We start from the raw sequence: 26038 nt of genomic DNA, 5'->3' as shown, positions 1-26038 counted from the left end.
TTGGCGGTTACGATGAGCCAGAAACCCTCTCTTATCAAATCTACTTAAACTGTCCCATTGGTGCTGACGTCAGACACGTTGCTCGGTTGGCCCGACTGTTCACGAGCACGCCCCGTGATTTCTGCTCGGATCTTGGAATGCGATGGCCCCATATCTGCTCGGCGCATTTGGACCAGTTGGAGACGTTGTCACTGCTAACCAGTGTGCCGCTTAACACACTGGATCAAGGAGCGGCCAGGTTGATTGGTCCCTGCCGGTATCTCGTCGGGCTGTCATCAGCCACCAATGGTACGCTACGGCGTGCAACCATCCGCATTTGTCCGAGATGTATTGTGGAGGCTATGGAGGCTTCTGGTCCCGGGAGCGCGTTTCAACTTCTCGAGTGGTTGGTGCTGCCGATCGGGACCTGTGCCAAACACGGCGTTCCGTTACTCCAGCTTCCCAATGCACCGCATGCACATCTCACCTATGACGTGATTGAACAAGTGGAGCGTCATAGGGATCTGATCTTGGAGGCCGCTCAGGTCGCGAAAACACATGGGCGATCCTCGTTTGAAACTTACCTGAGCCGCCGTATCAAGAATGGAGTTTGTGGTGACTGGTTAGACTCTTTGGACCTGACACATCTTCATCAAGCCGCTCTTACATTAGGCATGACACTTGCCATGGGTCGAGGCGTTAGTCGTTCGGATTTGAACTTCGACCAGGAGCGTACCGCCATGTCGGCTGGTTTCGAGGTTTTGAAGAATGGACCGGACACCCTGAATTCTGAGCTGGCGCGTGCCAGGCGCCGACCTTCCTCCAAGCGGTCTTATTTCACAACAGATATGGGCGAATTCTATACTTGGCTGAAAGACACTGAAGAGGACCCGGCAACAGCGGAGCTCAGGGCTTGCGTGCAGGATTTCGTACGGGAGAACTATCCGCTGCAGACCGGCGCGAAAGTCCTGGGTACGGAAATCTCAGCACCCAAACTCATCACGCTTGAACGTGTACGGGAGCTATATGGAGTCGGCGAGGTTCGGGTGCGAGGCATTCTCGCCCATCTTCGCGGTCAAAACGCGAGCGACCTGCTAAACATGAAGGATGTCAGCCATGAGGATCTGGCTGCCGTGCTCGATTTCTGGTCTGGGTTGCAGAATATCAAATCCATCGCGACGCAGCTCAATATCCATCCGGTTCAGGTGAAGTCGCTGATCCGGCAGAATGTTCTGGAAGCCCATCGTTTTGGAACGTCTCTGCGCTATGTGACATCCTCCTCTGTGCAGACCTTGCTGACTCAGCTTGAAGGCCTGCGCGTTGCATCACCGACGCGTCATAGGCTGCCACTCGCAGAATACTGCCAACAGAGCTGGTTGCCCCTGGCTCGCGTTGTTGCTGATTGGGCAGCAGGCCGACTGACCGGTGTATCGAGAGACCCGGACGTTGACGGATTGGCAGGAATTCTGATCGACTACACTGAGACCTTGGAAAAATCGGAGCGCGTGTTTTCCGGCGATCTGTCGCTTAAGGATGCGGCGGCACGCCTGAGGATTAGCGTCGGTTCTATCCGACGGTTAAGGGATGGTGGATATCTGAAGCAGATAAAAGCACGAAACCCGGACACGCAGCACTACCGGTGTTACATCACTGAAGAGAGCATTCAGGCGTTTGCAGAGGTGTATGTGACGCTTGGCCAAATGGCAGAGCACATTGAGCTCGCAGCGATCCATTTGGCTCGGGCGTTGGACCGAAGAGAAATCGAGACGATCCCCTGTGACGCCGGGTTTGTTCGCGCTTATCCGAAAGAGACACAGGGAATAGTTCGTGAACTGGCGAACAGAGTTACGAGTTAATCTGATCCGACGGTTTCAGTAGCCACAGCGCCGTGGTTGCTCCCCCAGGTCTTGTTAACAAAACCATGATGTACCTTTCCAGATGGCCGTCTTGATACTGCGAGAAACCCAATGAACCGTCTAACTTTCGCGCCCAGCGTTTCGCCTGAGATCGAGCAGGTCATCCAATCTAAGCTTACCGCTTTAGAAGCGGATCATGATGTCCGAGTGCTGTTCGCCATTGAAAGCGGCAGCCGTGCATGGGGTTTCCCGTCTCCCGATAGCGACTACGATGTACGCTTCATCTATGTACATCGGCCAGACTGGTATCTGAGTATTGAGCCCGGTCGCGATGTCATCGAACTGCCCCTTGAGGGCGATTGGGACATAAACGGGTGGGATATTCGTAAAGCACTTGGTTTGTTGATCAAACCTAATCCCGTGATGTTGGAATGGTTGTCCAGCCCTATTAGGTACAGATGGAGTGACGCGGCATGTGAAAGGCTGATTGCCTTCGCAGCCAAGACGACTTTTGGAGAATCCTGTCTGCACCACTATCGCAACTTGGCACAGAAACAGTGGGACAAGCATGTTGGTGAGAGCCAGGAGGTGAGCTTCAAAACGTATTTCTACATACTGCGACCCGCTATGGCGATCTCGTGGATCCGGCAGATACCCGACACGCCACCGCCCATGAACCTGCATGATCTCATGAAATATCAGGACCTGTCTCCCAACCTAGTAGGGCACATTGACAGGCTTTTGACTTTAAAAAGCAAAACCAAGGAAATGGGTCGTGGACAGCGCATAGCGGTCATTGATGAATTCATACACGATCAAATAGCGTGGGCAACTGTGATGAAAAAGAACGAAGATCGCCTCGACCTTAGGGCCGAGGGCAATGACTTGCTGCGGCACATAGTGAGAAAAGACGCGGGACTCGGTTCGTGATCTAACGATGGCCGCAACGGGCCAAACTGCTTCGGTCGTCTCAACGGCCACCTGAGCCAAAGTGCGCGGCGGAGTTATGGAATGCTTCCGCCGCACATACTCACCAATAATAGTGGTGGGGCTTGCGCCCATCGGGCCAGACTAGGTCGTCAGGATCAGCGCCTTTCAGGATGCCGAACGCAAGAGCCTTGGTTTTGCGTCTCGTTGGACGCGTGTGACAGGTGATGTCGTGATAGCGTGGCCAATTGCCAAGCCACCGGACATCATCAAGGTCTTTTCCGAGACGACGGCTCAGACCTAGGCGTGAGTACCCGTTCCCAAGCACGGTACGGGGACGTTTGCGTTTGTAATGGGCCATGTCATTGGCCTTTCATGCAGTTTCTGAACTACATGGCACCCTCCATCGGTTGGCTCGTTGGTTTTGGGCTGGGCTCGGATAGACGGCCGAAAACGCAGCCGGTCTGAATATCGGACTGGGCGAACAAGATCAATGGGGCGGAAAAAAGCCGCTCAATGTGGTGTTAGGTGATTGGGCCGGTAGGCTGTGGACGGACGGACCACTCAACCAGAGATCGCTTCACATAACACCCGTACTGCGACGTTCGTGGATTGTTACGTCGCTGCAATTCATGCGGTGGTCGCGAAACCTGCCATTCGATATCCGATCGAAGAAGACCGCTCTGCGGACTTTTCAGTCTTTGACTCGAAACGTGTTAAGGCAGAAGAATGGATCAAACCGTAAGATGGGCAATTTGCTGGCCGTTACAATGTGTGTTGCAAGAGCGATCCAGGCTGAACTTGTTCGGGTACACGTAACCATCGAACTGAAGCTTGTTACACGATCCGCAAATAGTGGCCTCAGCAAAGCATCAGAGCTTAATCGCCACTATCAATCCAAACATTACTCGACCGGTGACCAATTAGTGTCTGGATCATAGGCAGTAATTTCAGCAGCAATACTGAGTGTTTCCGGGCCAAAATCTGCCTCGTAGACTATGCCGTTTTCGCCAACCAGAAAGGAATGGACACCAGTTTCTCCGTAGTCTGCCGGTATTGCCAGCAAGGCATGTCCTGCAACGAAGTGATCCCCGGCGAAATAAGGGTAGGCACCCCCGGGAGCGTTAGGGCCCTGCTCTTGCAGGATTGTGTAATAATAGCCAAGAAACGGCTCGGCTTCATAGTCAGCCTGACCGTCACTCCACCCCGAAGCTGCGGCGCGGGCAAGCGCCGCACCGACAAAGCTGTCTTTTCCAGGCCAGAAGAGACCGTTTTGCTCTTCGGGATCAGAAATGATCGTCTGAGCGAATTCCATAACGCCATTCCCATTATGGTCCACAAGCCGGAAAGCTGCCTGCAGATCAACATAGGCCTCAAGCAATTCGATCACTTCCAACTCATTCAAGCCTATTTCACGAGCTGAAAGTTCCTCGATCCCAGCTTCCAGGTCAAAGCGCCAACCATCATCTTTTCGCAAAATTGGGATAGGAAAAGGCCAACCGTCTTCACCCAGAAGAAGTACAACGCCATCGTCCTCAGGCCGGAAACGATACCCCTCGGCATACATGCCAAGCATTTCCTGCCTTCTTTCTTGATCTTCCGCCGGATCACCCGTTCCAACCAGATCCTCGGCTTCAGGCCCGAAAATTTCGATCAGCTTGCTCTGATCATTAGCCTTCAACGCATCAACAAAAGCATCCAGTGCGGTTTGCGGCGTATCAAATCTGGCTCCTTCAGAGAGAGCCGGGCTTGTGGTCGCGGCAAGCAACAAAATTGAAAATACTGATCTACGCATCTTACCGTCTCCGCTTGCCTTTAGCGGCGTGTCCACGATTGGACGCGCTTTGAGTTCTGCTGCCGGACGCCTTTTTCTTCATCGCTTGCCCTTTGGATGCCGCGGGCTTGCGCTGCGTCGATGCGGCTTTCTTCGCCTGCGGCTTTTTGGCGGTCTGCGGTCTTTGCGCGACTGGCTTTTTCGCCGCATCTGGACGTTTGGTACGATCAATGGCCTGTTGCTTTGCAGCGGCCTTATCCCGATTTGCGTTGCTCCGGTTCGCTAATGCCCCGCCTGCTACAGCCCCCGCACCGGCACCGACCGCAGCTGCTGCCGCCCCGCGGTCCCGGCTAATATCTGCAGCACCAGATTCTCGGCTCAACTTTGCACGCAGCTCATCCGTGCGACCGTCAGGACGGCTAACCGGCAAGTCGCCGCGGCCACCTTCAGGTCTTTTATGGTCCGCTATTTTGTTCCGGGCCTCCTGTTGCCGGTCAGGATCGGGGTTCCATCCGATATCCGTTCGGTCACCTAAATCTATATCATTGCCGATATTGACGTTGCCATCGACGTCTATGTCGATGTTTGGATTTCTGTAAATCGGACCACCGCCCCAGCCACCGCAATTTCGGCACCCCCAATAGTCATACCAATCATCGTCGTCGTCAAAAATTTCGTCGATCAGGGCAACGGCGCCAAACGTTAGTAGTGCTGCGCCCACAACATCCCCGGTTGACGGGCCAGTATAAACCGTCTCGGGATTGTATTGTGGGACGTATACCGTTTCGGGTTCTGTCGGTGTAATTACTACTGTGTCGTCGTCAGACACTTCGACAGTTTGCTCGGGACCTGAAACAAGAGCGCCGCTGTCAATTGCCTGATCCCGCATGACCTGCACCGCATCCATCACATCATCGGACTGGGCCAACATGGCTGTGCCGACTGTCTCGGTCCAGTCGATATGGGTGGCCATCTGACCAACAACTTCGGGAAACGCCGTCGCCAATACGCTGACAGAAGGATCCCATCCCATTGCTTCGATTTCCGGCTCAAGTTCAACGGGGTCGCGGTCGGCGTTATCCAGCAAATACCGCTCAGCCTTAACAATTTCCAATGGCTGGGTGGCCGCGACAAATATCTGTATGAGTAACGTGTCGGGATAAAGAGCAACCGGGGCGACCAATGTCTGCAACTCAGCATCAGTTAGCAGGCTGGACGAGGTTGCCGAGGTATCATCTTTTCCCGCCACATCTTCGGACGACTCTTGCGCTAACGCGAAAGTAGATACGCAAATACCGAATGCAATTAATAGAAACCTAAACATATTGCGATCCTTCGATTTCTTGAAGGATCACCTAAGACTGCGATTCTGGCAACCGGTCAGTCAAATAGACGGTTTTGGAATAATAATGTCCCCCAAACCAAGTTTGAGCGAGCGTTCGCTTTGGGCTCATAGCTGACGTCTGAAAACAAATGACCCCGCACAATTTCGTGCGGGGCTTCTCTGCATTTTCCTGTTGAGTTTAGTTCCCGCCAGTCACCGACCCAATCGACCAGAACATCGTCTCGCCCGAGGCATCGTCGACGCCGTCATTGTCGGTCATCACAAACGCCTCGCCCGAGGGCAGGATGGCCAGGCCTTCGATCTTGTCCAGAACGTAACCACCGGTCGAGGTCAGATCAGGCAGCAGGTCGCGGACCTCTTGCTTGCTGACCACGGGCAGGGGACCGCCCAACGGGGCCGGGGTCATCTCTAACAGCGGGATACGGTAGACCTTTTTGGTCACGGCGCGGTGGTCATGCTGATTGTCGCGTTCGATGACGTAGACGTGGTCGCCAAAGGCCACGATTTCCGACAGACCGACCCAGCCCTCTTCCGGGTCCGCCTTGAGATAGTGCACCGCGCCCCATTCCTTGGTCTCAAGGTTGTAGGCCACCAGTTTCACGTGGTTTTCAGGGTCGTCCTTCCATTCGCGCTGAACGGCCATCCACAGGGTGTTGCCAACGCGGGTGATGCCTTCAAACCCAAAGCGCTTTTCGACGGCCATGAGCTCAGGTGGCAGGCCGATCTCGCCTTTGCGATCCTTGATCAGGCCATCAGCGGACACGTGGTAAATCGCATGCGGGATAACACGGTCGGTACGCCCTTCGGAGGCGACGTAGAACCCGCCTTTACCGTCCAGCGTGATGCCCTCCAGATCCAGCTTCTGTGCCGGGTTGCCGTCCTGACGGTGGATGCGGATCACGTCCACGATGCGGGCGGGCTGCTGGCTGGGGTCGATCTTAAAGATCGAAGGCTGGAAGCCATAAAAGCTGTCGTTGACCGCGTAGATTATGCCGTCCTCATCAGCTACCAGACCGGACAGCGCGCCCCAGCCGATCAGCTCATCCGTGCCTGCGGACGTCAGATGCGGATAGGTGGCCGGGGCGTCCTGATATTCGTAGATCATCACGTGTGCACGCGGGCCACCGTCTTCGATCAGGTCCTTTTCATTAGCCGAGATCAGCAGGTTACGTTTCGGGATCGCAACATAGCCTTCGGGACCAATGCCTGAAGGCAGCAGCTGTTTCAGAACCGGGTTGGCCGGATCGGTGGCGTCATAGGCACCCACGACCGAGGCGCGCTCGGCTCCTACAAAGATCATTGGTGTGTCACCGAAGGTCGCTGCGGTCACACTTTCAGGCTCAACACCTTTGGCGTCCGAGCGTTTGTCAGGGTAGTGGCCGATCTGGATGATGGCTTTCTCGAAATCGGTGCCGTTTTCATATACGACTGTGCCGTCCTTGTGGAAGATCGTCCAGCCCCGCGAGCCGCCTTTGTAGTCACCTTCGTTGGCGGTTGCGAAATGGTTGTCGTCGATCCATTTCACCGCATCCGGCTCGCGCAGGCGATCCTTTTGGCTTTCGGTGAAGATCAGCGCGCCGCGCTCATCCGTGGCGTCGATACCATCCAGATCCACGCTGCCTGCCGAGAAATGGCTGATCACGTTGCCATCCTTGTCGACAACCGCGATGTGGTTGTTTTCCTGCAGGGTGATGACGGTTTCACCCAGGGTGTTGATGTCGACAAACTCAGGCTCGGGATCAGTGGGGGCAACCTCGGCCAGACCTGCCAGCGAAGCCATCTTCATGCCCGCGCATTCCAGTGCGCCGTCTTTCAGCGGCACCAGCGCCAGTGTCCCGGCGGGCAGCTGCGGGATGACCCCGTCGTTCAAGTCTTCGTCACGCTCATTCTCGATGGCTACGGAAACAAAGCTGCCATCCGGGGCAATCGCGACACTGTCGGGCTGACCACCCAAATCACAGGCGCCGGTTTCGGTCTTGCCCGCAATATCGACCGAGATCAGTTTGCCCGACGGGGCGGTGTAGCTTACCGATGTGTTCACGCCCACAAAAGCCGTCGTGCCAACGACCCCAACCGAGGTCGGTTCACCGCCCACCTCCATTGCGCCCAGAGGCGCCGGGTTCGAAGGGTCGGTGATGTCGACCATGCCAATCATGCCCAGCGGGCTGTCCGTATAGACCAGCGTCATGCCATCAGCAGTCGCTGCGATGATCTCGGGCGAGGTTTCGCGGGTGGTATCCGCGCCCTCGGCCATGTTCTTGACGACGGGGAAAGATGCAATTCGGTTGAAATTCATTTCTGCCACAGCCTGACCGGCGGTCAGGGCAAGGGCAGATGTCAGGCAGACACAGCGCAACGACATCGGGTGGTATCCTCTCTCACTTGGATGAGAGGGGGATGAACGGAAGGCATTGCAGGGATGTGACGGTTTGTTTGCACTTTTGTGACAAACGTAGTGGCCCCGGCGCTGTGCTCCGGGGCCTTTTCAGATCAGACCGACAGGCAGACGTACTTCATTTCAAGATAATCTTCCATGCCGTGATGGCTGCCTTCGCGGCCCAGGCCGGATTGTTTGACACCTCCAAACGGGCCAAGCTCGGTCGAGATGATACCGGTGTTCACGCCGACGATGCCGTATTCCAGCGCCTCGGCCACTTTGTATACGCGGCTCAGGTCCTTGGCATAGAAGTAGGACGCCAGACCAAAGATGGTGTCATTGGCCATCGCGATCACATCGTCTTCGTCCTCGAACTTGAACAGCGGTGCCAGCGGGCCAAAGGTCTCGTCCTGCGCGACCATCATGTCCTGAGTCACGCCAGTCACAATCGTCGGCTGGAAGAAGGTGCCACCCAGATCATGCGGTAGACCGCCGGTCAGAACCGCGCCGCCCTTGTCGGTGACGTCCTTGATGTGCTCTTCAACCTTGACCACTGCTTCGGCGTTGATCAGCGGGCCGGTGGTTGTGCCTTCGGCCAGGCCGTCGCCGATCTTCAGTGCTTCGACCGCCGCTTTCAGCTTGGCCGCGAATTCGTCGTAAACACCGGCCTGCACATAGATGCGGTTAGCGCAGACGCAGGTCTGGCCGTTGTTGCGGAATTTGCACATCATCGCGCCTTCGACGGCCGCATCCAGATCGGCATCGTCAAACACGATGAACGGCGCGTTGCCGCCTAGTTCCATCGAGCATTTCATCACCTGATCAGCGGCCTGTTTCAGCAGGATACGACCCACTTCGGTCGAGCCGGTGAAGGTCAGCTTGCGCACGCCGGGATTTTCGCAGAATTCCTTCCCAATCTCGCTGGCGCTGGAGGACGGCAGAACGTTGAACACGCCTGCCGGGATACCAGCCTGTTCGGCCAGAACGCCCATGACCAATGCAGACAGCGGTGTTTCCTTGGCCGGGCGCGCAACAAATGCGCAACCTGCTGCCAGCGCCGGAGCTGCCTTGCGGGTGATCATCGCATTGGGGAAGTTCCAGGGCGTGATCGAGGCCGCAACACCGATCGGCTGTTTCAGCACCATGATCCGCTTGTCGCGCTGGTGACCGGGGATCGTCTCGCCATAAACGCGCTTTGCCTCTTCGCCGAAGAACTCGATGAAGGACGCGCCATAGCCTATCTCGCCAACGGCCTCGGCCAGCGGCTTGCCTTGCTCGGCGGTCAGGATCTTGCCCAGATCTTCGGCGTTTTCCATCATCAGGTCGTACCAACGACGCAGAATCACGGCGCGTTCCTTGCCGGTCAGCTTGGCCCATTCCTTTTGCGCGGCCTCAGCTTGTGCGATCGCGCCGGCGACCTGCGCGCGGCTCAGGTCTGCGACTTCGGCTAAGACGTCGCCGCGCGCCGGGTTGGTCACGGCAAAGGTGCCATTGTCCCCGTCGACCCACTGACCGCCGATATAGGCTTTGGTTACAAGCAGATCGGGGTTTTTCAGGATTGATTTCAGGTCGGTTGTCGCGTCCAGCATGGGTCAGCCTCCGGCAATAAAAATTTGTTAGCACTCAAACATGTGTCTCCCGGATTGTCTATGGCCACCCGTGGGGTCAGATCAATCCAGTTTTCGTTTGGTAAACGTGACGTTTTTTGCCTACCGGGGCGCATTCATGCGATCTGAGGCCAAAGTGTCAACCCGCCTATCTTTTTTTGGCGGAGTTTGCCAAAGTTCCACAGGATTGGATGCCCAAGGGGATGTAAATGATCGTAACATCTCCTATCTTGTTGGGTGCATAATTTAAAAAGGAATAGGACAGATGTCGAACCAGCAGTTTGATGCGTTGATTGAGGAAACGCAGCAAAAAGTGCGCGAAAGCCAGTCTCAGATCGAAGGGCTGACATCCCGGATTGAAGCCGCGCGCTCTAAGATCGGCTCTGCCGAGGCCGACATCGACATCGAAAACGCCACGCTTGAGGATGTGCACGCCCATACCGAGGTGATGAACGCCAATATCGCTGAGCTGATCATGGGTCTGGACGACGTCACCAGCGCCTTTTCCAAGGATTTCGACGAGATGCGCTCGAAATCCGGGTGGGAGACGTTTGTCGGCATCTTCTCGAAAGGAAAATCCGAGTCGATGCGGCAGGAACGCATGCGCACGGCCAATATCGACGACAAGTTGCAGGACCTGATCGCCAAATCCGACGTAATCGTTCAATTGCTGCAAGGGCAGCTATCCTTGTTGGAAGAACAGCGGGTGAAGGTCGAGGAAAACCTGACCGGTACGCTGGACGACCGCGAGGCTACTGTTGCTGAACTAGAGGCGCTGCGGGCTGAGATTCAGGATATGGATCCGACGATCATCACTCTGGAAAACAAGATCAGTGTCGAACAGGACGCGGCCGCGCGGACCCAATTGGAAACCGAACTGGCCGAGCTGAACAAGCAATACAATGCCAAGGTTCAGGAAGAGCAGGTCAAGCTGGCCAAGTCACAAACGCTGGAGCGCTACATCGAAAAGGGCAAGACCTGGGTCGACTCCCTACAGAACCAGGCGGCGACGCAGATGGTGCTGATCAACAAACTGCAGACAGACACGCAACAACGCGTTGTGCTGTATGACGCCCTGACCAAATCGCTGAAAACCGCGCAACAGCAGGACGTGGCCCACCGCATCAACGAGATCGGCGTGCAGACCGACCAAGAGGCGCAAACCGCCATGGCCGCCATCGGCACCGCGACCAACCAGAAAATGGCCGATATGCTTGAGGCGCATGAGGACCATATGGTCTTTGCCCGTGATGTGCTGGAGAAAAAGGCTAAGGCAGATGAACGCTTTGCCCGCCGGTTCGCCTCGATTGTGGAGAAGCACGATAAGAATCTGTATGGGGGCTGAGGTAGTTGTTTACCAAAACCGTTCGCAACAAGATCGCCCGCATAGTTGGGTACTCATCGCTTTTTCTGTGCCTGTTAGGGATTTTCTTGGGGACCAACGCGGTTCTTGTCATTGGAATTTGGGGTTGCGCGTTCGCGTTTTGCATCGTGTCGCCAATACCGAGTGGCTCAGATGCAAGAGAGATTGGCGAAGAGCACAAAATTAGTTTCGCCAATGCAATTGCGGTCAAAGCCGTTTGGGGTTCAATGTTGAGGAAATATGGCTTTTCCATTGTTTGTTTGGCCATCGGCACCTTTGCGCTGCTCCGTTGGGGCGTACCGTGGATTGGAATTCTGGGAATCTATGCGACTGCATTTCTGAGCTTTTTCAAATCAGCCATAGTCGAAGTTGAGCAATCGCAAGTCAGCACATGACAGACCCCACCCAAGACCATGTCGGCCTGACCGACACCTTCGCCTCGCGCCGCTATTTCCGCAAATTTGAGGTGATCACCGTGCACCTCCTGCGCGTGGCCGCGACGATGGAGGCTGAGGGCGCGATCAGCAAGCAAGAGGTGCGGATCGTATCGCGCTACCTCTCGGGGCTGCTCTACACTTTTCGCGCGCTCAGCATGAAATACCTGCTGGTCGGGCGCGATACGGGCCGGTTCTTTGGCAGCCTGGCTATGGACAAGCGCGACAGCGGCTTTCCGGTGGCGGCCGAGCTGCTGACCATGGCCAATGACGCGCAGCAGGCGCAGGTGCATCTGGCGAATATGCCCTCGGAAGACGACCTGAAAACCGACATGGTGCGGACGATCATTGGCAATCAAGAAATCCCCACCAAACTGCAATTCGCCCTGTCGCAAAGGCTCTATTACGAGGAATTGCTGAAGGGTCAGCTGTTCTGGGCCCGCAACGATCCCGAATGCCACTGGATCGGGAATGAGGGCGAACGGCGCAAGTTCATGATCCACTGGGCGGTCTATGACAGCCAAATCAACCTTCCGGTCATCTACCTGATGCAACTTGAGGACAGCGGCAAAACCGCCCTGCCTAAAGACCAGCGCCGCTGGCCTGTAGTGCAGGCGCATCTGATGGCGCAAAGCTTAGGCGGTCTGAAACTGGTGACCATTGCCAAAGGCTTCGATCAGGATTTCGACGACCTGCACCCCAAACATCTGCGCCGCATCCACGTGGGTCCGATGTATTCCTCAGCCTATACCGAGCAAACCGGCCCGTTGCGGCAAGTGCTTGAGGACGCACAGGCACCGCAAGGTCAGGACTGGGCACTGGCCTGGACCACCGAAGAGCTGCAAAGCGAAGAGGTGATCGAAGAACGTGCCGGGTGGTTTTCCACCGTCGAGCGCGAGGTCTTCGCGCTGGACCCGTTCGGCGGGCAGGGGGCCGAAACCGGGGCCACACGCACACAGCGATCAATCATCCTGCCCCAACGCCCGTTTCAGGTGCTGGCCGAGCGCAACCCGCCGGGATTTGGTGATGTGCGCAAATTCGTGGTCAGCAAGAGCGGGCAGGTGCTGCGCTATTAGTTTGGCCTCCGGCGGGAGTATTTTTGAAAAGATGAAGCAAGGGCGGTTTTGAAATGAGTTTGACGTCAGATCAGATGGAATTGCGCGAGGACGATATTCGCAAGCATTATCCGGCAGCGACCGCCTTGCTGAATGGGTTCGAACACGCGCCTCGGATAGCCAAAGCGGTTGAGGTGGCGACCGAACGGTCTCCGGGCGTTTCCACTGGAGGGCGGTTCCGCTCCACAACGCCGGGGCTGGTGACACGCCGAACCGTGCGCGCAGCCGGGGTGCATCTGGTCGAACGGATCGAGGCCTCGGATGATGGCGATGCGCTAGTTTCACCACCGCAGGCGACCACGCAGCAGGCCATCCGCCGCGCCATTGCCATCGCCTTGGCTGTGGCTGAGACCTATGCGGAACAGACGTCGCTGGCTGATCTGAAACGCGCGAATCTTGCCGGAGACCTGCCCGCCGCGCGCAAGACCGAATTCTCGGAACTGCTGACGGCCGAGGCGCTGATCACCTCGCACACCTTCGGCAATGCGCTGGCGTACTTGATGTCCTCGCATCTTGGAGAGACCACTGTCGATATCGGTGAGGTCGAAGAGGTCCTGACCGACAACGGCCAACTCGCCCTGCACGGCGCGCTGTGGGAACTGGACCAGACCCTCGCCAAACATGCCCCCGACGATGCTCATCTGATTGCCGCCACCAGCGCCTATGCCGAGCAACTGATGGAAAAGGCCGCGCTGCGCGCGCAGTCAGCAGGCCATCTGGCCCCGTTCCAGAATGCCGCATGGCACATCGAGGCTGATGATCTGACGATCCGGGGGTTCGAACCGGCCTCCAAGGCCAAATCCACCACCCTCACCATGACGTTCAAGAAACCGAACGAGGTGGTCGGCAACCATATCGCTAAATATCAGGCGATGAAGCTGGCCAAGATGGTGATGGCCTATGACTTCGACCGCCGCCTGAACCCGTTTGCGGAACTCGGCGGGTTCATCTTCACCTTCATGGGCGACGGCAAACCGGGCACTGGCAAGACCACCCTGATCCAGATGATGGCCGGGCTGATCAACGACTATTGCCAGAACGCGGGCTATCCGTTCCGCTATCAAAACCTAAGCACCGATAATATCGACAGTTATCAGGGCAAGTCTGGCCAGAACGCCAAGGCCTTTATCAACACGATCATCGACCCCTCGGTCATCGGCTTTGGTACCATCGACGACATCGACCAATTGGCGGGCAAGCGCGGCGACCGGCAGTCGTCAGCCGGGCAGCTGGAAATCACCGCCGTGCTGATGGAGAGCTTTGCAGGTGCCAACACCGTCGTGCGCGGCAACTGCACCTTTGGTATGTTCTCGAACTACCCCGAGAATGTGGATGACGCTCTGCGCCAGCGGGCGGGCGCTCGGTTCCTGGTGGATGGTCCGCAAACGCGCGAGGATTACATCGACATCCTGCACCTGCTGATGGGCCGCAACCACGACATCCCGTTGGGCGAACACGAGGCCTATGCCGCGCAGGAAATCAAGAAGGCTGTCGCTGCCAGTTTCGAAAGTCATTCCCGCCCGCACGAAGAGGCTCTGCTGCAGGTCTATGACCGGGTCTCCGGCGATATCGGCCAGATGGATACGATTGCCAAGATGGGCACCTATCTCAAGGCAATCCAGCAGGCGGATGAGCGCTTTACCGGCCGCGCGATCAAGAACATCACCGACGCGGTCAAGGTCCGCGCGATGGATTTCGAACTGCCCGACGAATGGATGGAAAACCCCGACCTGTTCCTGTTCCGCGACTACGACACCAAAAAGGCGATGATCGAAGAGCTGCGCCAGCCGATCACGGTTGAGATGGTGATACAAGAGATCAACCGCTACGCCGACAGTGAGTTCCGCTATGCCGACAAGAGCGACGAGGTAGCCATCGAAAACGCCGTTCGCGAGATGGGCCGGATGGAAGAGGCCAAGCGGCGGTATTTGGAGGGGAAGAATGCGTAGCGTTATCGCGGCAACCATTACCCTACTCTGCTTACCGCAAAAATTCGAAAAATGGACTTTAGAAAAGAGGTTTAGGTATTCTCAGCGGTTATGGAGAAACTTAGACTCAACCATAAAATTTGCTATTTGGATAACAGCTAGCTTTCTTGTGCTGATTTTTCTTTTTTCCTTCGCGTCGGGTTGCCCAGAGGGGGCAGAGTGCTCCGGGTCAAAGTACTCTTATTTTTGGTCGGCCAGACCCAATGAGGTCGGTGACACGCTTGCTGGCGTAGCTGGTTCATTGGCCTTCTTTTGGTTGATTGTGACAGTAATGCTGCAGGGAAAAGAACTGGCCGCCCAAAGGAAAGAACTGCGTTTGTCGCGTCAGGAGTCAGCAAAGATGGCGGATGCACTTCAGGAGCAGGCTGGAGTGTTTCGGGACGAGCTGAAGCAACGTCAGTTCCTGCAGAAGAAAGAAGAGTTGGATGAGCTTCTTAAGGCGTTAATAAATAAATCAAAAATGGCTCGGAAGGAGAAGTATGTCTGGCACTTCCATGACCAGCCCAATTCGTTGATCAAAAGGAAGCGTTCTCTTTTGATCGTCCCGGATGATGAACCTATTGATCAAGTCGTAAGGAGAATATCTTTATATGTTAAAGGGACTTACCACATTTTGGATGAGGTTGCTTTTCAAGGTAAATTCTTGGAGAAGCCAAAGTATCCCGAACGGTTGTACGACCTCTTGGAGGTGTTGGAGAAAATAATACTTTTAAAGCGAGAGTTGTCGGCGGCCCAAAGAACCAGATTTTCGGAGCTTGAGGTCGAAGCGTTTTATGCCTCTTTGAGAGATATTCACGGCAACGACAGTTTTTGGGAGAGCGCATAACTGTGATCCGCCTCATCGAAAAAGGCCTGATGTTCGGCAACCTCGTCCACATCTCCAGCCCGGCTCTGGTCGAGCGGTATAACCGCGCGTTGCAGCATCTGGCGGGCAAGACCACGGCGCTGACGGATTTCCATGTCGATATCTCCGGCTATTCGCCGGAGGTGGGGATTGAGCTGGAGGATGAGCTCTACCTCAACCCCAACGGGGTCAACCGGCAGTTCATCCTCCTGACAACCGAGCAGAAACGCGCGCCGCTGCTGAACGTCAAATTCTCAACCTCGCGCGATATCCTGCGCGAATTCATCGAGATGAACGAGGCGCAACTGTTTGCCCTGACCGCCACCGATGCGGTGGCCGGAGAGCTGGTGAACTCGGTCATCAAACTCACCACCCCGCGCGATCTGCTAAACCTGCGCAAGATTGAGGTTGAGGCTGACACCGCTGGCGGCACCCTGCGCAAGGCACAGCAACTAGCGGGCATGGTCGAACGGTTCAAAACCGAAGAGGATGCCTGGTTCGACGATGTTCTGATCGCCAAGATGATCGAAACGGCCAAAGAAACCGGCGACGTCACCCGCAACCCCGTCCGCCTACGTCATACCGCGTTCGAGCAGCGCAATTTCTGGACAGCGCATTTCGACGGGCTCTACCTGTTCCCGGATCTGGATCACCCGGCGGTGATCTGTATGGGCGCCAGACCCGACGATATGCCGATCAAATACGTTTTTGACCCATCTCAGCGGAACCAGATTGCCAAGTTCCTCGGGCTAAACGGCTTGGTCGAAACGATCATCGAGGCGCGCGGTGTCAATTCCGCCGCAATCCTGCAGCAAAAAATGGACTTCCTGACCGTGGATGCCGCTGCAGATGCTGGCGTTGACCTGACAGGGTTGGACCGTGGCGATATGCGACGACTGGCTCGAAACCACTCGGACCGTCTGCCCGACGCCTATCACGGTCTGGCGCAGCTGTTGCGCTGGGCAAAGGATGGCGGGCCGTGGCCGCGCATCACCTCGGATCACCCGGCCTATTTCTATACGCTACGGGCGACCAACACACCGAACCGTGATCTGGTGAACATGTTGCTGGCGGAACTGGCCCCGTTGGACCCGCGTCAGGTGTTCATTTGCCATAAGGAGCTGTTCTACCGCACCTATGCGACTTGGCCCGAGGCCAAAAAAGCCTATGTTGCCGACTTCCTTGCGCGCGAGTATCAGGTGGATAAGGCTGGCGCCCGGGCCGCACTATTCGGCCACGAACCGGACATGAGCGGCAATGACCGGATCAGCGAAGACATCATCGCACGCGTCGGCCCCTGGGGCGCAGTAGGGAGAAGTTAAATGTTCGTCGCACTGCGCTTTTTGATCCCGTTGCTGGTCGTTCTGACGGTCATTTACGTGGGCGTATCAATCTATTCCCGTCGGGTGCGACGTGGCAAACTGATCGCCCATTGGGAGAAAAAGGGTCTGACCGGCGACCGCGATGCCTTTGTCCAGCGCGGGCTAAAAAAATACGACGGATCGTTTCGACGCAAACTGATCCTTGGGGTTTACGTGGTGCCGCTGGGCCTGATCGCAATCCTGATTTATGTTACGAATTTCATGTGAGGGTTTCGCTGATGCGTTACGTCAAATGGGCTATCATCATCATGTTCTGGGGCACGATTGCGGCGGTGTTGAATTACACCCTGCCGCAGCACGATGTGGTTCGGATTTCGGATACCTATGAGAAACGGATCGACCCCGGTGAGAACAGCATCTTCTGGTCGGTTCATGACGTCGGCAGTGATGCGACAACACCAAACCGCGATGTGTTTTTCATTCAGACCCGCAAGACCAACGGCAAGGTCATGGTTTATCGGAACGAAGACACCGGCTGGGGCTGGCCACCTTATTTCAAACTAAACTCGTCGAACCTGCAGGCCGAAGCAGCAGACTTGAAATCAACAGCCGAAGCGCCTCGCTGGGTGGTTGTTCGCCACTACGGTTGGCGCAGTGAGTTCCTGTCAATTTTCCCGAATGCAGTAAAGATTTGGTCAGTAGACAGCCAAGGCGTTCGGATCATTCCCTGGTTCAATATCATTTTTCTGACCGTTTTCTTCGCGATTGTTTGGGCCCTTTGGGTCCGCTGGCGCCGGTTTCGCGAGGCGCGGGTCGATCCCGTGATCGAGAATATGGAAGATGGCCTTTATGCCGCCGGCGACGCCATAGAAGAGCAGGGCAGCAGGTTCAGAAAATGGCTAAACAGCTGGAAATCCAAATAGGTTTTGGCGGGGCCATTTGGCCCCTCCGTCAGCCTTGGCGGTGACCTGTTGGGCTGAGTTCCTCAGCGTACGATAAATTCGGCGTGCAACGCTCCGGCGGCTTTGATCGTCTTCAGAATGTCGATCATGTCCCGGGGCGACACCCCTAGCGCGTTCAGGCCTGCCACGACTTCGGACAGGGTTGCCGCTTCGGGTATTTCAGCCAGCCCGGTGCCTTCCTCTTCTTCTATTCCAGCGATTGTTCTAGGCACCACAACGGTTTCACCGCGCGCGAAGGGGTTGGGTTGAACCGCAATCGGCGCCTCTTCAACCGTGAGTGTAAGATTGCCCTGCGAGACCGCCACGCGGGATATCCGCACTTCCTGCCCCATCACTATCGTGCCCGAACGCTGATCGACCGCGACGCGGGCCTTGGTTTCGGGTTCGACCAGAATGTTCTCGATTCGCCCAAGAGCGTGGGCAGTCGAAATTGCCCGCGTTGCCGCTATGTTCAGCTCAACTGTCCCGGAATCCCGCATGATGGCCACTGCACTGTTGAATTCGGAATTAATGGCAAGCTCGATCCTGCCTGCCGTAGTAAAATCAGGCTCTCGCAAAGCAAGGCGCATCTGGGTAAGCGCCGATAGTTCGAAATCGATTTCACGTTCCACCCTTGCCCCAGAGGGGATCACGCCGGATGTGGGAACGCCCTGCACCACCGAGGCAGCCTCTCCCTCAGCCGACACGCCGCCTGCCAAAACGGTGCCTTGCGCAACAGCGTAAATCTGCCCGTCGGCGGCGTTCAATGGGGTCATTATCAACGTTCCACCCAACAGGCTTTTGGAATCTCCGATGGCAGAGACCGTCACGTCGATTTGCCCGCCAACACGTGAGAAAGGCGGCAGGCTTGCTGTCACCAGAACGGCGGCCACATTTTTGGGGCGAAAATCCTCACCGTTGACGTTGACGCCCAACCTTTCGAGAATGTTGGACATGATCTCTTCGGTAAAGGGTGAATTTCTTAGCCCGTCACCGGTTCCATTCAGCCCTACAACCAGACCGTAACCGACCAGATCGTTTCCGCGGACTCCGTCGAAGTCCACCAAATCTTTCAGTCGGATAGCGCCGGCGGAGGCCAGGCCAGGAAGCAACATCAGAAGAAAAACAAGAACTCTCATCTCAGGAAATTCACTAGTGACAGGTTCGCGTTGCGAACGGTGACCGAATACAGGCTTTCCAGTTGGAACTGCACGGTTTGCAACTGAGTGGCGGTTTCATAGGGATCCGCCGCGATCAATGTGCTTCGGCTGCTTTGTAGGCTAGTCCGCGCCGCGTTATTTCGTGTTTGCGCCTGTTCGAATCGGGCCTCGGTCGCGCCGACATCGGCGCGCAGCCCCACCAACTGATCCTTGGCGTTGACCAGATCGACGCCCAATTGTTTGAACAAGGCCGTTCTTTGTTGCATCGGGACATTCAGACCGCTGTCCGCGACCACGGCTGCGACCGCGATGTCGCGAAGTGCAGCTTTGATGGCTGGGTCGGTCGCTGTCACAGGAATTGAAACGCTTTCATTCTCGGATATCTGCATGGGGGCCAGTTTTGTGCCGGATCCCTGATAAATTACCGCATCGAACCCGGTAGGATCGTTGAACCAATCCTCTGCCCTCTGCCGGATGTCCGCGACAGTAGCTGCGCCCGTCAACTCGGCCTCTAGCGCGGTGACCAGCGTGTCAGCGGACGGAAGCGGAGAAACATCCGTTGCGGTGCCCGAGTAAAGGCTGCGCCCTCCGGCGCGGGTGTTCAACGCGGACACGATTGCGTCCAGTTCGTTTCTGGCCTGAGCCGACGCGTTTTCGTGGGTCACCGCCTGATTCGAGGTGCCAAAGGACAGAAGTGAGGCGGTAATCCCCTCAACAGCGCCGGCAACTGTGTTCAGGCTCAGCTGCATCGCATCCGTGAACAACCCGGCTTCGGCGGTCGATACTTTGAACGCATCCAGTCTGGACAGGCTGCGATCCAGATCCAGCAGATGAGAGTAATCACCGTCCAGATGGCCAGGCAAGTCCTGAACCCGTCCGGATGACAATTCGTAGGACAGTGTTTCGATCTGGTTTTTGATCTCGGTCGACCGGGTTCTCAGCGTCAAACCACGCGCCAGATCACCAATGGATGTCAAATTCATCGTCATAACCTCAGCAAAGTGTCCATCATCTCATCCAGGGTCGAGATGAGCCGCGCATTCGCGGCGTATGTCTTTTCGATCTGCATCAGGTTTTGCAGTTCGGTGTCGGTATCCACGCCACGTTCAGCTTCGATCTTGGCCATTTCCAGTTGCGAGTGCTTGGCGAATGTCATGCGCCCCTCGGCGGCATGGGCGTTTGCCCCAGCCTTAGACAGCAGTGCCTCGGCAATTTCCGCAGCTCGCATGTTGCCGGTGCCATATAACCCCCCGGCAACAGGACGGGCATCGTTCAGGACCGCGCTAAAGGCCCTCAGCTGCGTTGCATCGCCTGGATCCCCCGGAGTGGCGGCGCCGAGGCCCGTCCGCAATTTCCAGCTGTCACCACCGGCATCGGGGTCCAACGCCACGTTCAAGCGTATGCGCGAAGCCAATCCGATTGCCGCAGTTGCGTCGTAGCGATTGCCATCATCGGTGAACACGCCGGGATCAGTTGCCGCGACGGTCGGATCAAGACCGGCGGTCTCGAACCGTTCGATCAGGTCTTGGGCGGCGGTGTCCAAGTGTACTTGAGCCTCAACCGCCAGTTCATCGCGAATCTCGAACTGAGCCGCCAGCGCACCGCCCCTAAGCTGCGCACTATTGCCGCCGGTACGCACAGGCTGCCCGTTCATTTCAAGACCTGACAAAAGGCTGTTGGCAAATGTCATGTGCGGCTTGGTTTCGCCGGTAGTCGTAAAACTGAATTCTGCTGCCTGCCCCTCTAAAAGGATCAGGCCGCCGTCTGAATATAGCGACACACGGTCGTTATCCCGCGCTACGACTTTGACCGGCATCAGCTCGTTCACTTGATCAATCAATACTTGACGCTGATCGAGCAAGGCATTGATATCGCTGCCGGAGTTCTTGATGCTGGGGATCTTATTGTTCAGCTTTTCGATATCCTGCAAGGACTGGTTCAGGCGGTTGACCTGCTTGCCGATGGTCCTGTCTGCGTCCGACCGCGCCTGACGTAAACCTTCGGATGCCGCGTTAAGGCTGTCCGCCAAATCCCGGGCAGCGCGGGCCGCCTGATCCAGCCGCACTTTGGAATCGGGCAAGCTGGCGGCCGTTGTCATATCGTTCTCAAATTCGGTCAACCGAGAGGCAAAGGATTTGGGGTCATCAACCGAACCCACAGCCTTATCAAAACGGGTGTAGAACTCTGAGATTGCGCTGGCACCGGCAAGACTTGCGTCGGAATCGCGCCGGTTGGCGATCAGGGCCGGGTCCTGATGGCGCGTCACACCGACGGTGCGCACGCCGTTGCCTGAGATCGGACTTGTTGCCAATTCCAGCGAGCGACGCGCATAGCCCGGTGTCAGGGCGTTGGCGATATTGCCCGAGACAACTGCGGCCCCGCGGCTTGCGGCGGTCAGACCGCCCAACGCGTTGTTCAATGCTGTCGTCATGTTCATCGGACAGGTCCTTTCCCTAGCTCAAAGCCCCGGATCAACGTTTGATGTTTGTGGTTTCCTGCAGCATCTCGTCGACGGTCTGGATCACTTTGGCGCTTGACGAAAATGCCCGTTGCGTCTGGATCATTGATGTCAGTTCAGTTGCAACATCTGTCGTCGATTCTTCGCGCGCAAAGGACACCAGATCGCCCGTTGGCCCATCGCCCGCGTTCCAAAGGAAGAACGTTCCGCTGTCGTGGGATGGGGCATGGGTCTGATTATCCAACGCCGTTAGCCCATTCGGGTTGGGAACATCGACAAGCGGAATCTGGTACACGCGCCGGCTAACACCGCTGTCGTATTGCGCGTAGACATACCCGTTTTCATCCACTTTCACGCCTGTCATCGTTGCAACGGGGGCACCGTCGCGCGTGATCGATACGGGGGCAAATGTATCCGACAGCTGGGTAATTCCATCTTTGTCGCCAATCTGACCGATATTAATCTCCATCGGCCCGCCATCCACGTTCACCACAAAACTGCCATTTGCCGGATCGTAAGCACCACCCGAAATGGTGGTCACGCTGGCCAGCGTGCCGCCTGCGGTTCGGCTGTCGGTGAAGGTCAGGCGGTACTCTCCGATCACCGCACCGCCAGATGCGGTATCGCGCAGTGTCATCGTCCATTCATTGCTGGAGCCCGTACCGGGCACGGTCGGGACCAATTCAATATTCACGGATTCCGATTTTCCGAGGTTGTCAAAATACTCAACAGACAAAGGCTGTGCGTCACCCGGTGCGCCGGCATCCGTCGCCGTAGCCGGAAGGTTCATGCGAAGGTTCATGCTTGTGGTCGGTGAACCGGTTAGTTGGTTGACGCTGAGTTTGACGGGTTCCAGCGCAGCTGCCGTATCCCTTGGCACATTAGGGATCGATCCGTCCGGGCCAGCGGGCCAACCCAACAAAACAAGCCCCGATTGCGTCACCAGATGACCCTGCTCATTGGTGCGGAACGAGCCAGTTGTGGTCAGAAGCATCTCATTCGAGTTTGACGCCACCTGAGAGCTGGGTCGCACGGGCAGCAGGCCACGGCCGCGCACTGCCAAATCGGTTGAATTGTTCGTTGTGACCAGCGATCCACGCTGGTCGATCATGCGTTGACTCGTGGTTCTGACGCCGCCTGCCGAATAGCTTCCACCCTGACCGGAGGTGACCATCGAGTGAAAGTCGGTCTCAACCCGTTTGTAGCCAAAGGTGGACGAGTTGGCGATATTGTCAGAGATGGTCGCCAGCCGGTTCGCGTTGGCCTTCAAAGCGGCCACACCGGCATTCAGCGAAGAGGAAATTGTCATTGGCACGCCCTTCTGTTGCGTCAAAACGTGATGCAACAGCTAACGTGCTGGCCCTTAACAGCACGCTAACAGGTAAAATGCGTTCTATCCTTTTGGGTCTAGGGCGTGCGCAGAAAAATGATCTCGATCCGGTTGTTGCGAACCGCCATTGGGTTTTTTGCCGTCAACTCGCGGTCCGCGTGGCCCGTGACCCGATCCAGCCTTTCGGCGGACAAACCCTTGCCTTGCAGCATCTGACGCGCTGCCTGCGCGCGGGCCGTCGACAGATCCCAGGCCGGGTTTTGCGCCAGGACAACCGGCGACGCACGCACATGTCCTTCGACGGCGACTGCATTCTGCACCAGGTCCGAAGACCGCGCCACCAGCAACGCCAGTGCGCGCATCATGGCGGTGGGCTTATCGGTCCCCGATTCGAACAGCGGCTGATCCTCGGTATCGAACAGTTCGACAACCAAACCTTCATCTGTGACCCGCGTGACGATGTGTTTCAGGACCTTGTCCGAGACCAGGCTTTCACCGGTGCGCCCCAAAAGCTTGGCTTCAAGCGTCGAGAAATCCTCAAGGTTTTCCTTGCCGCCCTCGGCGTTCACGCCAACCGAACCACGCGCCTGCCGCGCAACGGTTGGGCTTTTCTGGCTGGCACCCGAGCCGTCCATCACCATGGTTTTTTCCGAGAACATATTGTTGCCACCAAAGGCCCCGTCCCCGCCGCCTGACACCGGGTTCACGGGGATTGTCGGAGAAAAGTAATCCGCCAGTCCTTTGCGTTGTTTTTCCGTCGTTGCATTCAGCAGCCACATCAACATGAAGAACGCCATCATGGCCGTGACAAAGTCGGCATATGCGACTTTCCACGCGCCACCGTGGTGACCATCGCCACCGGACACACGTTTCTTCTTGATGATGATTGGCGCCGCATTGGATTGCGCACCCATCTCCACCACCTTTTTATCACCCGATACCGAGGTATCAGCGCAGGTCTTAAGGCAGGCTTAACGTTTAAAACTGTCGAGATATCTCTACTGAGCCAAAACGGTTCCTGCCCTACGCAGGATCAGCTGCAGGTGGTTGAAGCTGTTCTGGATGTCTTCCGTTTCGGTTTTGGCAAAAAAGCCGTCCAGGTCATCATGAACACGCACCGCTTGATCGAGAAGTGGGTCCGCGCCCTCGGAGTAAAGCCCGGCCCTGATCATAACTTCGGATTGCTCATAGCTGCCAACCAGTCGGCGGGTTTGGGATATCAACAGGTTCTCTTCCGCCGTGGCCGCACTCGGCAGGCTGCGCGAGACCGAGCGGCTCAGGTCAATGGCCGGAAACCGGCCGCGTTCGGCGATCTCACGGCTCAGGACAATGTGGCCGTCCAGAACGCCACGCAGGATATCGGCAATGGGTTCATCCATATCAGATCCTGCAACCAGAACGCTGAACACTGCTGTGATGTCGCCCTGCTCTTCCGTGCCTGTCCCGGCCCGCTCGCACAGGGCGGCAATTAAAGGGGTTACAGAAGGGGGAAATCCGCGCAGCGAAGGCCGTTCGCCCATAGCCACGGCAATCTCACGATGCGCCTCGGCAAACCGAGTGACCGAATCCGCCAGAAACAGCACGTTCAGACCCTGATTGCGCAGGTATTCTGCCACCGACATCGCGGACCAGGCACATCGGCGGCGGGCCAAGGCGGACTGATCAGACGTTGCGGCCACAACGACTGACCGCTTCATTACCTCGGAACCCAGTGCATGTTCGACAAACTCGTTGACCTCGCGCCCACGCTCACCCACCAGCGCGACGACGACTGCATCCGCCTGCATAGATCGCGCCAGAGTTGCCAGCAAAGTGGACTTTCCCACGCCCGAACCTGCAAACAAACCAACGCGCTGTCCCTGAACCAATGGCAGCATGGTGTTCAGCATAGCAAGACCAGTTTCCATTCGGCCACCCAGAGGTTTGCGATCGACTGCCGCTGGCGGGGATCGCATGATGTCGTACGTTTGGATGCCCTGCAGCAGCGGTTTTCCGTCCAGCGGCTGACCGAACGGGTCAATCACCCGTCCCAACCAGTACATACCCGGCGCAAAGGCGGGTGTTTGCAGCAGAATCACCCTGTCGCCAAGGCAGACCCCGTCTGGTGCCATGGCGGGCAGCACGTGGATCATATCCGATTCGACACGTAGAACTTCGCCTGCCAGATCCGGCCCATTGCGTCGGCGTAAAGTCACATGATCCCCGATCCGGGCATGGGTTTCGAGGCCCTCAACCTCTATGACCCCGCGCGCGACACTGGCCACTCGTCCCATATGGTGCATGGCAGTAAGGCGGTCGAATTCGCATTTCAAAAGCATCGGGTCAAGATCGGACATCGTGGGTTCTCCAACGGTTTCTGAAAACGGTTTTTAAAGGAATCGGGGTTAAGCCTTGATTGAAATTGATCGAGGGAGAAGCCCCGATGTTCTATGACCTGAACGTCTTTAAGACCGCGTACGCAATGGCAACCCATGCCGGGCAACGGCAATCCGTCATTGCACGAAACATGGCCAATGCGGATACGCCAGGCTACCAGCCCCGCGATATCGAGGATTTTCAGAAAGCCTTCGAAAGCTCGGGTCGTGAGGTCGCCATGACTGCGACGCGGGCGGGTCACCTCAACGGTATTGGCGGCCCAAAACCTTGGGCTGAGATTGAAGCCTCGCCTTCGGGTGACCCAAATGGCAATGGCGTTTCTGTCGAGGAAGAGATGCTAAAAGGCGTTGAGGTCAAGCGTCAGCATGACCGTGCCCTGGCGATCTACAAATCTTCAATGAACATTCTGCGCAGCAGCGTCGGCCGGGCATAAGGGGGCCATAGGATGAGTGACTTTTCCCATTCTCTGACGGCCTCTGCCAGCGCCTTGCGCGCACAGGCCGCGCGTTTGCGCCATGTGTCCGAAAACATCTCGAACGCGGATACGCCGGGTTATCGGCGCAAGACGGTTCCGTTTGAGGCCGTGAACAAAGGCGGCAACGAAATGGTGCAGGCTGGGCGGGTCAAGCTGGACCGCCGCGCGCTGTTTCGCATTTACGACCCAAGTCATCCGATGGCCGATGACACGGGTCACTATCGTGGCTCGAACGTCGATCTGATGATCGAGATCGCCGACGCCCGCGAGGCGCAACGCAGTTACGAAGCCAACCTAAAGATGTTCGATCAGACTCGTCAGATGTCGTCGAGCCTGATGGACCTTCTTAGAAAATAAAGGACACCAA

Annotated in this window: 22 protein-coding genes; 11 read left to right on the top strand and 11 right to left on the bottom strand. The window is 56.7% G+C overall.

The window, feature by feature from the left end:
- Both AC2FFH_RS18965 and AC2FFH_RS18960 read left to right on the top strand, forming a co-directional pair.
- Positions 1 to 1835, top strand: a 1835-nt coding sequence (locus tag AC2FFH_RS18965; RefSeq protein WP_496845087.1) for a TniQ family protein, incomplete at its 5' end; no start/stop codon positions are given.
- Between the two features lie 111 nt (positions 1836 to 1946).
- Positions 1947 to 2765 carry a nucleotidyltransferase domain-containing protein gene (locus AC2FFH_RS18960; RefSeq protein ID WP_496770923.1) on the top strand — a complete coding sequence of 273 codons (819 nt, stop codon included), beginning with the start codon at positions 1947 to 1949 and terminating at the stop codon, positions 2763 to 2765.
- Between the two features lie 100 nt (positions 2766 to 2865).
- Here the strand turns inward: AC2FFH_RS18960 and AC2FFH_RS18955 are convergent, their stop codons facing one another.
- The 5 genes from AC2FFH_RS18955 to AC2FFH_RS18935 all read right to left on the bottom strand — a co-directional run bounded on the left by AC2FFH_RS18955 (position 2866) and on the right by AC2FFH_RS18935 (position 9847).
- On the bottom strand, positions 2866 to 3123 hold the full coding sequence (locus AC2FFH_RS18955) for a hypothetical protein (RefSeq protein WP_496770925.1): 258 nt from the start codon (positions 3121 to 3123) through the stop codon (positions 2866 to 2868).
- Between the two features lie 543 nt (positions 3124 to 3666).
- Positions 3667 to 4557 (bottom strand): DUF2950 family protein, encoded by an 891-nt coding sequence (locus AC2FFH_RS18950; protein ID WP_299665347.1) that lies wholly within the window; start codon positions 4555 to 4557, stop codon positions 3667 to 3669.
- Position 4558: 1 nt separating this feature from the next.
- The gene (locus AC2FFH_RS18945; RefSeq protein WP_496740826.1) at positions 4559 to 5860 is read right to left on the bottom strand and encodes a DUF3300 domain-containing protein; all 1302 of its coding nucleotides are present in this window, start codon (positions 5858 to 5860) and stop codon (positions 4559 to 4561) included.
- A gap of 199 nt (positions 5861 to 6059) precedes the next feature.
- Positions 6060 to 8243: an esterase-like activity of phytase family protein gene (locus AC2FFH_RS18940; protein ID WP_496845086.1), complete on the bottom strand. Its 2184-nt coding sequence runs from the start codon at positions 8241 to 8243 to the stop codon at positions 6060 to 6062.
- Between the two features lie 128 nt (positions 8244 to 8371).
- A complete protein-coding gene (locus AC2FFH_RS18935; RefSeq protein ID WP_496845085.1) occupies positions 8372 to 9847 on the bottom strand; it encodes an NAD-dependent succinate-semialdehyde dehydrogenase in 1476 nt (491 codons plus the stop codon).
- A 283-nt stretch (positions 9848 to 10130) separates the two neighbouring features.
- Between AC2FFH_RS18935 and AC2FFH_RS18930 the strand changes: the two genes are divergently transcribed.
- The 7 genes from AC2FFH_RS18930 to AC2FFH_RS18900 all read left to right on the top strand — a co-directional run bounded on the left by AC2FFH_RS18930 (position 10131) and on the right by AC2FFH_RS18900 (position 17854).
- On the top strand, positions 10131 to 11210 hold the full coding sequence (locus AC2FFH_RS18930; protein WP_496779891.1) for a hypothetical protein: 1080 nt from the start codon (positions 10131 to 10133) through the stop codon (positions 11208 to 11210).
- A 409-nt stretch (positions 11211 to 11619) separates the two neighbouring features.
- Complete coding sequence (locus AC2FFH_RS18925) at positions 11620 to 12738, top strand: hypothetical protein (protein ID WP_496845084.1); 1119 nt, start codon at positions 11620 to 11622, stop codon at positions 12736 to 12738.
- 53 nt (positions 12739 to 12791) lie between these two features.
- Positions 12792 to 14726 (top strand): AAA family ATPase, encoded by a 1935-nt coding sequence (locus AC2FFH_RS18920; protein ID WP_496845083.1) that lies wholly within the window; start codon positions 12792 to 12794, stop codon positions 14724 to 14726.
- Positions 14719 to 15591, top strand: coding sequence for a hypothetical protein (locus AC2FFH_RS18915; protein ID WP_496769594.1), 873 nt, complete (start codon positions 14719 to 14721; stop codon positions 15589 to 15591). Before AC2FFH_RS18920 ends, AC2FFH_RS18915 begins: the two co-directional genes overlap by 8 nt.
- Before the next feature lie 2 nt (positions 15592 to 15593).
- A complete protein-coding gene (locus AC2FFH_RS18910) occupies positions 15594 to 16931 on the top strand; it encodes a DUF6638 family protein (RefSeq protein WP_496845082.1) in 1338 nt (445 codons plus the stop codon).
- Complete coding sequence (locus AC2FFH_RS18905) at positions 16932 to 17198, top strand: hypothetical protein (protein ID WP_496845081.1); 267 nt, start codon at positions 16932 to 16934, stop codon at positions 17196 to 17198. It abuts the gene before it with no gap.
- 11 nt (positions 17199 to 17209) lie between these two features.
- A complete protein-coding gene (locus AC2FFH_RS18900; RefSeq protein WP_496845080.1) occupies positions 17210 to 17854 on the top strand; it encodes a DUF1523 family protein in 645 nt (214 codons plus the stop codon).
- A 62-nt stretch (positions 17855 to 17916) separates the two neighbouring features.
- Here the strand turns inward: AC2FFH_RS18900 and AC2FFH_RS18895 are convergent, their stop codons facing one another.
- The 6 genes from AC2FFH_RS18895 to AC2FFH_RS18870 form a co-directional block, all read right to left on the bottom strand.
- Positions 17917 to 19011 carry a flagellar basal body P-ring protein FlgI gene (locus tag AC2FFH_RS18895; RefSeq protein ID WP_496779905.1) on the bottom strand — a complete coding sequence of 365 codons (1095 nt, stop codon included), beginning with the start codon at positions 19009 to 19011 and terminating at the stop codon, positions 17917 to 17919.
- Positions 19008 to 20015, bottom strand: coding sequence for a flagellin (locus AC2FFH_RS18890; RefSeq protein ID WP_496845079.1), 1008 nt, complete (start codon positions 20013 to 20015; stop codon positions 19008 to 19010). Before AC2FFH_RS18890 ends, AC2FFH_RS18895 begins: the two co-directional genes overlap by 4 nt.
- A gap of 2 nt (positions 20016 to 20017) precedes the next feature.
- Entirely contained in the window at positions 20018 to 21469 is a 1452-nt protein-coding gene (gene flgK / locus AC2FFH_RS18885) for a flagellar hook-associated protein FlgK (protein ID WP_496845078.1), read from the bottom strand.
- A 34-nt stretch (positions 21470 to 21503) separates the two neighbouring features.
- Positions 21504 to 22799 carry a flagellar hook protein FlgE gene (locus tag AC2FFH_RS18880; protein WP_496845077.1) on the bottom strand — a complete coding sequence of 432 codons (1296 nt, stop codon included), beginning with the start codon at positions 22797 to 22799 and terminating at the stop codon, positions 21504 to 21506.
- Between the two features lie 98 nt (positions 22800 to 22897).
- Positions 22898 to 23734 (bottom strand): flagellar motor protein MotB, encoded by an 837-nt coding sequence (locus AC2FFH_RS18875; RefSeq protein ID WP_496845076.1) that lies wholly within the window; start codon positions 23732 to 23734, stop codon positions 22898 to 22900.
- A gap of 84 nt (positions 23735 to 23818) precedes the next feature.
- Positions 23819 to 25138, bottom strand: coding sequence for a FliI/YscN family ATPase (locus tag AC2FFH_RS18870; protein WP_496845089.1), 1320 nt, complete (start codon positions 25136 to 25138; stop codon positions 23819 to 23821).
- 104 nt (positions 25139 to 25242) lie between these two features.
- Here AC2FFH_RS18870 and AC2FFH_RS18865 point away from each other — a divergent pair, with 104 nt between their 5' ends.
- On the top strand, positions 25243 to 25629 hold the full coding sequence (locus AC2FFH_RS18865; RefSeq protein ID WP_496769612.1) for a FlgB family protein: 387 nt from the start codon (positions 25243 to 25245) through the stop codon (positions 25627 to 25629).
- A gap of 12 nt (positions 25630 to 25641) precedes the next feature.
- Positions 25642 to 26028: a flagellar basal body rod protein FlgC gene (flgC, locus tag AC2FFH_RS18860; RefSeq protein ID WP_496769614.1), complete on the top strand. Its 387-nt coding sequence runs from the start codon at positions 25642 to 25644 to the stop codon at positions 26026 to 26028.
- Positions 26029 to 26038 lie beyond the last annotated feature (10 nt).

The organism is Ruegeria sp. YTSC003 (assembly GCF_059609785.1).
Note: the sequence above shows the minus strand (reverse complement) of the source record. Positions and strands in the feature narration are given on the sequence as shown.

Excerpts from the sequence above, each read along its gene's own strand:
- AC2FFH_RS18960 (WP_496770923.1), top strand. The coding sequence starts at position 1,947 with ATGAACCGTCTAACTTTCGCGCCCAGCGTTTCGCCTGAGATCGAGCAG.
- AC2FFH_RS18955 (WP_496770925.1), bottom strand. The coding sequence starts at position 3,123 with ATGGCCCATTACAAACGCAAACGTCCCCGTACCGTGCTTGGGAACGGG.
- AC2FFH_RS18950 (WP_299665347.1), bottom strand. The coding sequence starts at position 4,557 with ATGCGTAGATCAGTATTTTCAATTTTGTTGCTTGCCGCGACCACAAGC.
- AC2FFH_RS18945 (WP_496740826.1), bottom strand. The coding sequence starts at position 5,860 with ATGTTTAGGTTTCTATTAATTGCATTCGGTATTTGCGTATCTACTTTC.
- AC2FFH_RS18940 (WP_496845086.1), bottom strand. The coding sequence starts at position 8,243 with ATGTCGTTGCGCTGTGTCTGCCTGACATCTGCCCTTGCCCTGACCGCC.
- AC2FFH_RS18935 (WP_496845085.1), bottom strand. The coding sequence starts at position 9,847 with ATGCTGGACGCGACAACCGACCTGAAATCAATCCTGAAAAACCCCGAT.
- AC2FFH_RS18930 (WP_496779891.1), top strand. The coding sequence starts at position 10,131 with ATGTCGAACCAGCAGTTTGATGCGTTGATTGAGGAAACGCAGCAAAAA.
- AC2FFH_RS18925 (WP_496845084.1), top strand. The coding sequence starts at position 11,620 with ATGACAGACCCCACCCAAGACCATGTCGGCCTGACCGACACCTTCGCC.
- AC2FFH_RS18920 (WP_496845083.1), top strand. The coding sequence starts at position 12,792 with ATGAGTTTGACGTCAGATCAGATGGAATTGCGCGAGGACGATATTCGC.
- AC2FFH_RS18915 (WP_496769594.1), top strand. The coding sequence starts at position 14,719 with ATGCGTAGCGTTATCGCGGCAACCATTACCCTACTCTGCTTACCGCAA.
- AC2FFH_RS18905 (WP_496845081.1), top strand. The coding sequence starts at position 16,932 with ATGTTCGTCGCACTGCGCTTTTTGATCCCGTTGCTGGTCGTTCTGACG.
- AC2FFH_RS18900 (WP_496845080.1), top strand. The coding sequence starts at position 17,210 with ATGCGTTACGTCAAATGGGCTATCATCATCATGTTCTGGGGCACGATT.
- AC2FFH_RS18895 (WP_496779905.1), bottom strand. The coding sequence starts at position 19,011 with ATGAGAGTTCTTGTTTTTCTTCTGATGTTGCTTCCTGGCCTGGCCTCC.
- AC2FFH_RS18890 (WP_496845079.1), bottom strand. The coding sequence starts at position 20,015 with ATGAATTTGACATCCATTGGTGATCTGGCGCGTGGTTTGACGCTGAGA.
- flgK (WP_496845078.1), bottom strand. The coding sequence starts at position 21,469 with ATGAACATGACGACAGCATTGAACAACGCGTTGGGCGGTCTGACCGCC.
- AC2FFH_RS18880 (WP_496845077.1), bottom strand. The coding sequence starts at position 22,799 with ATGACAATTTCCTCTTCGCTGAATGCCGGTGTGGCCGCTTTGAAGGCC.
- AC2FFH_RS18875 (WP_496845076.1), bottom strand. The coding sequence starts at position 23,734 with ATGGGTGCGCAATCCAATGCGGCGCCAATCATCATCAAGAAGAAACGT.
- AC2FFH_RS18870 (WP_496845089.1), bottom strand. The coding sequence starts at position 25,138 with ATGCTTTTGAAATGCGAATTCGACCGCCTTACTGCCATGCACCATATG.
- AC2FFH_RS18865 (WP_496769612.1), top strand. The coding sequence starts at position 25,243 with ATGTTCTATGACCTGAACGTCTTTAAGACCGCGTACGCAATGGCAACC.
- flgC (WP_496769614.1), top strand. The coding sequence starts at position 25,642 with ATGAGTGACTTTTCCCATTCTCTGACGGCCTCTGCCAGCGCCTTGCGC.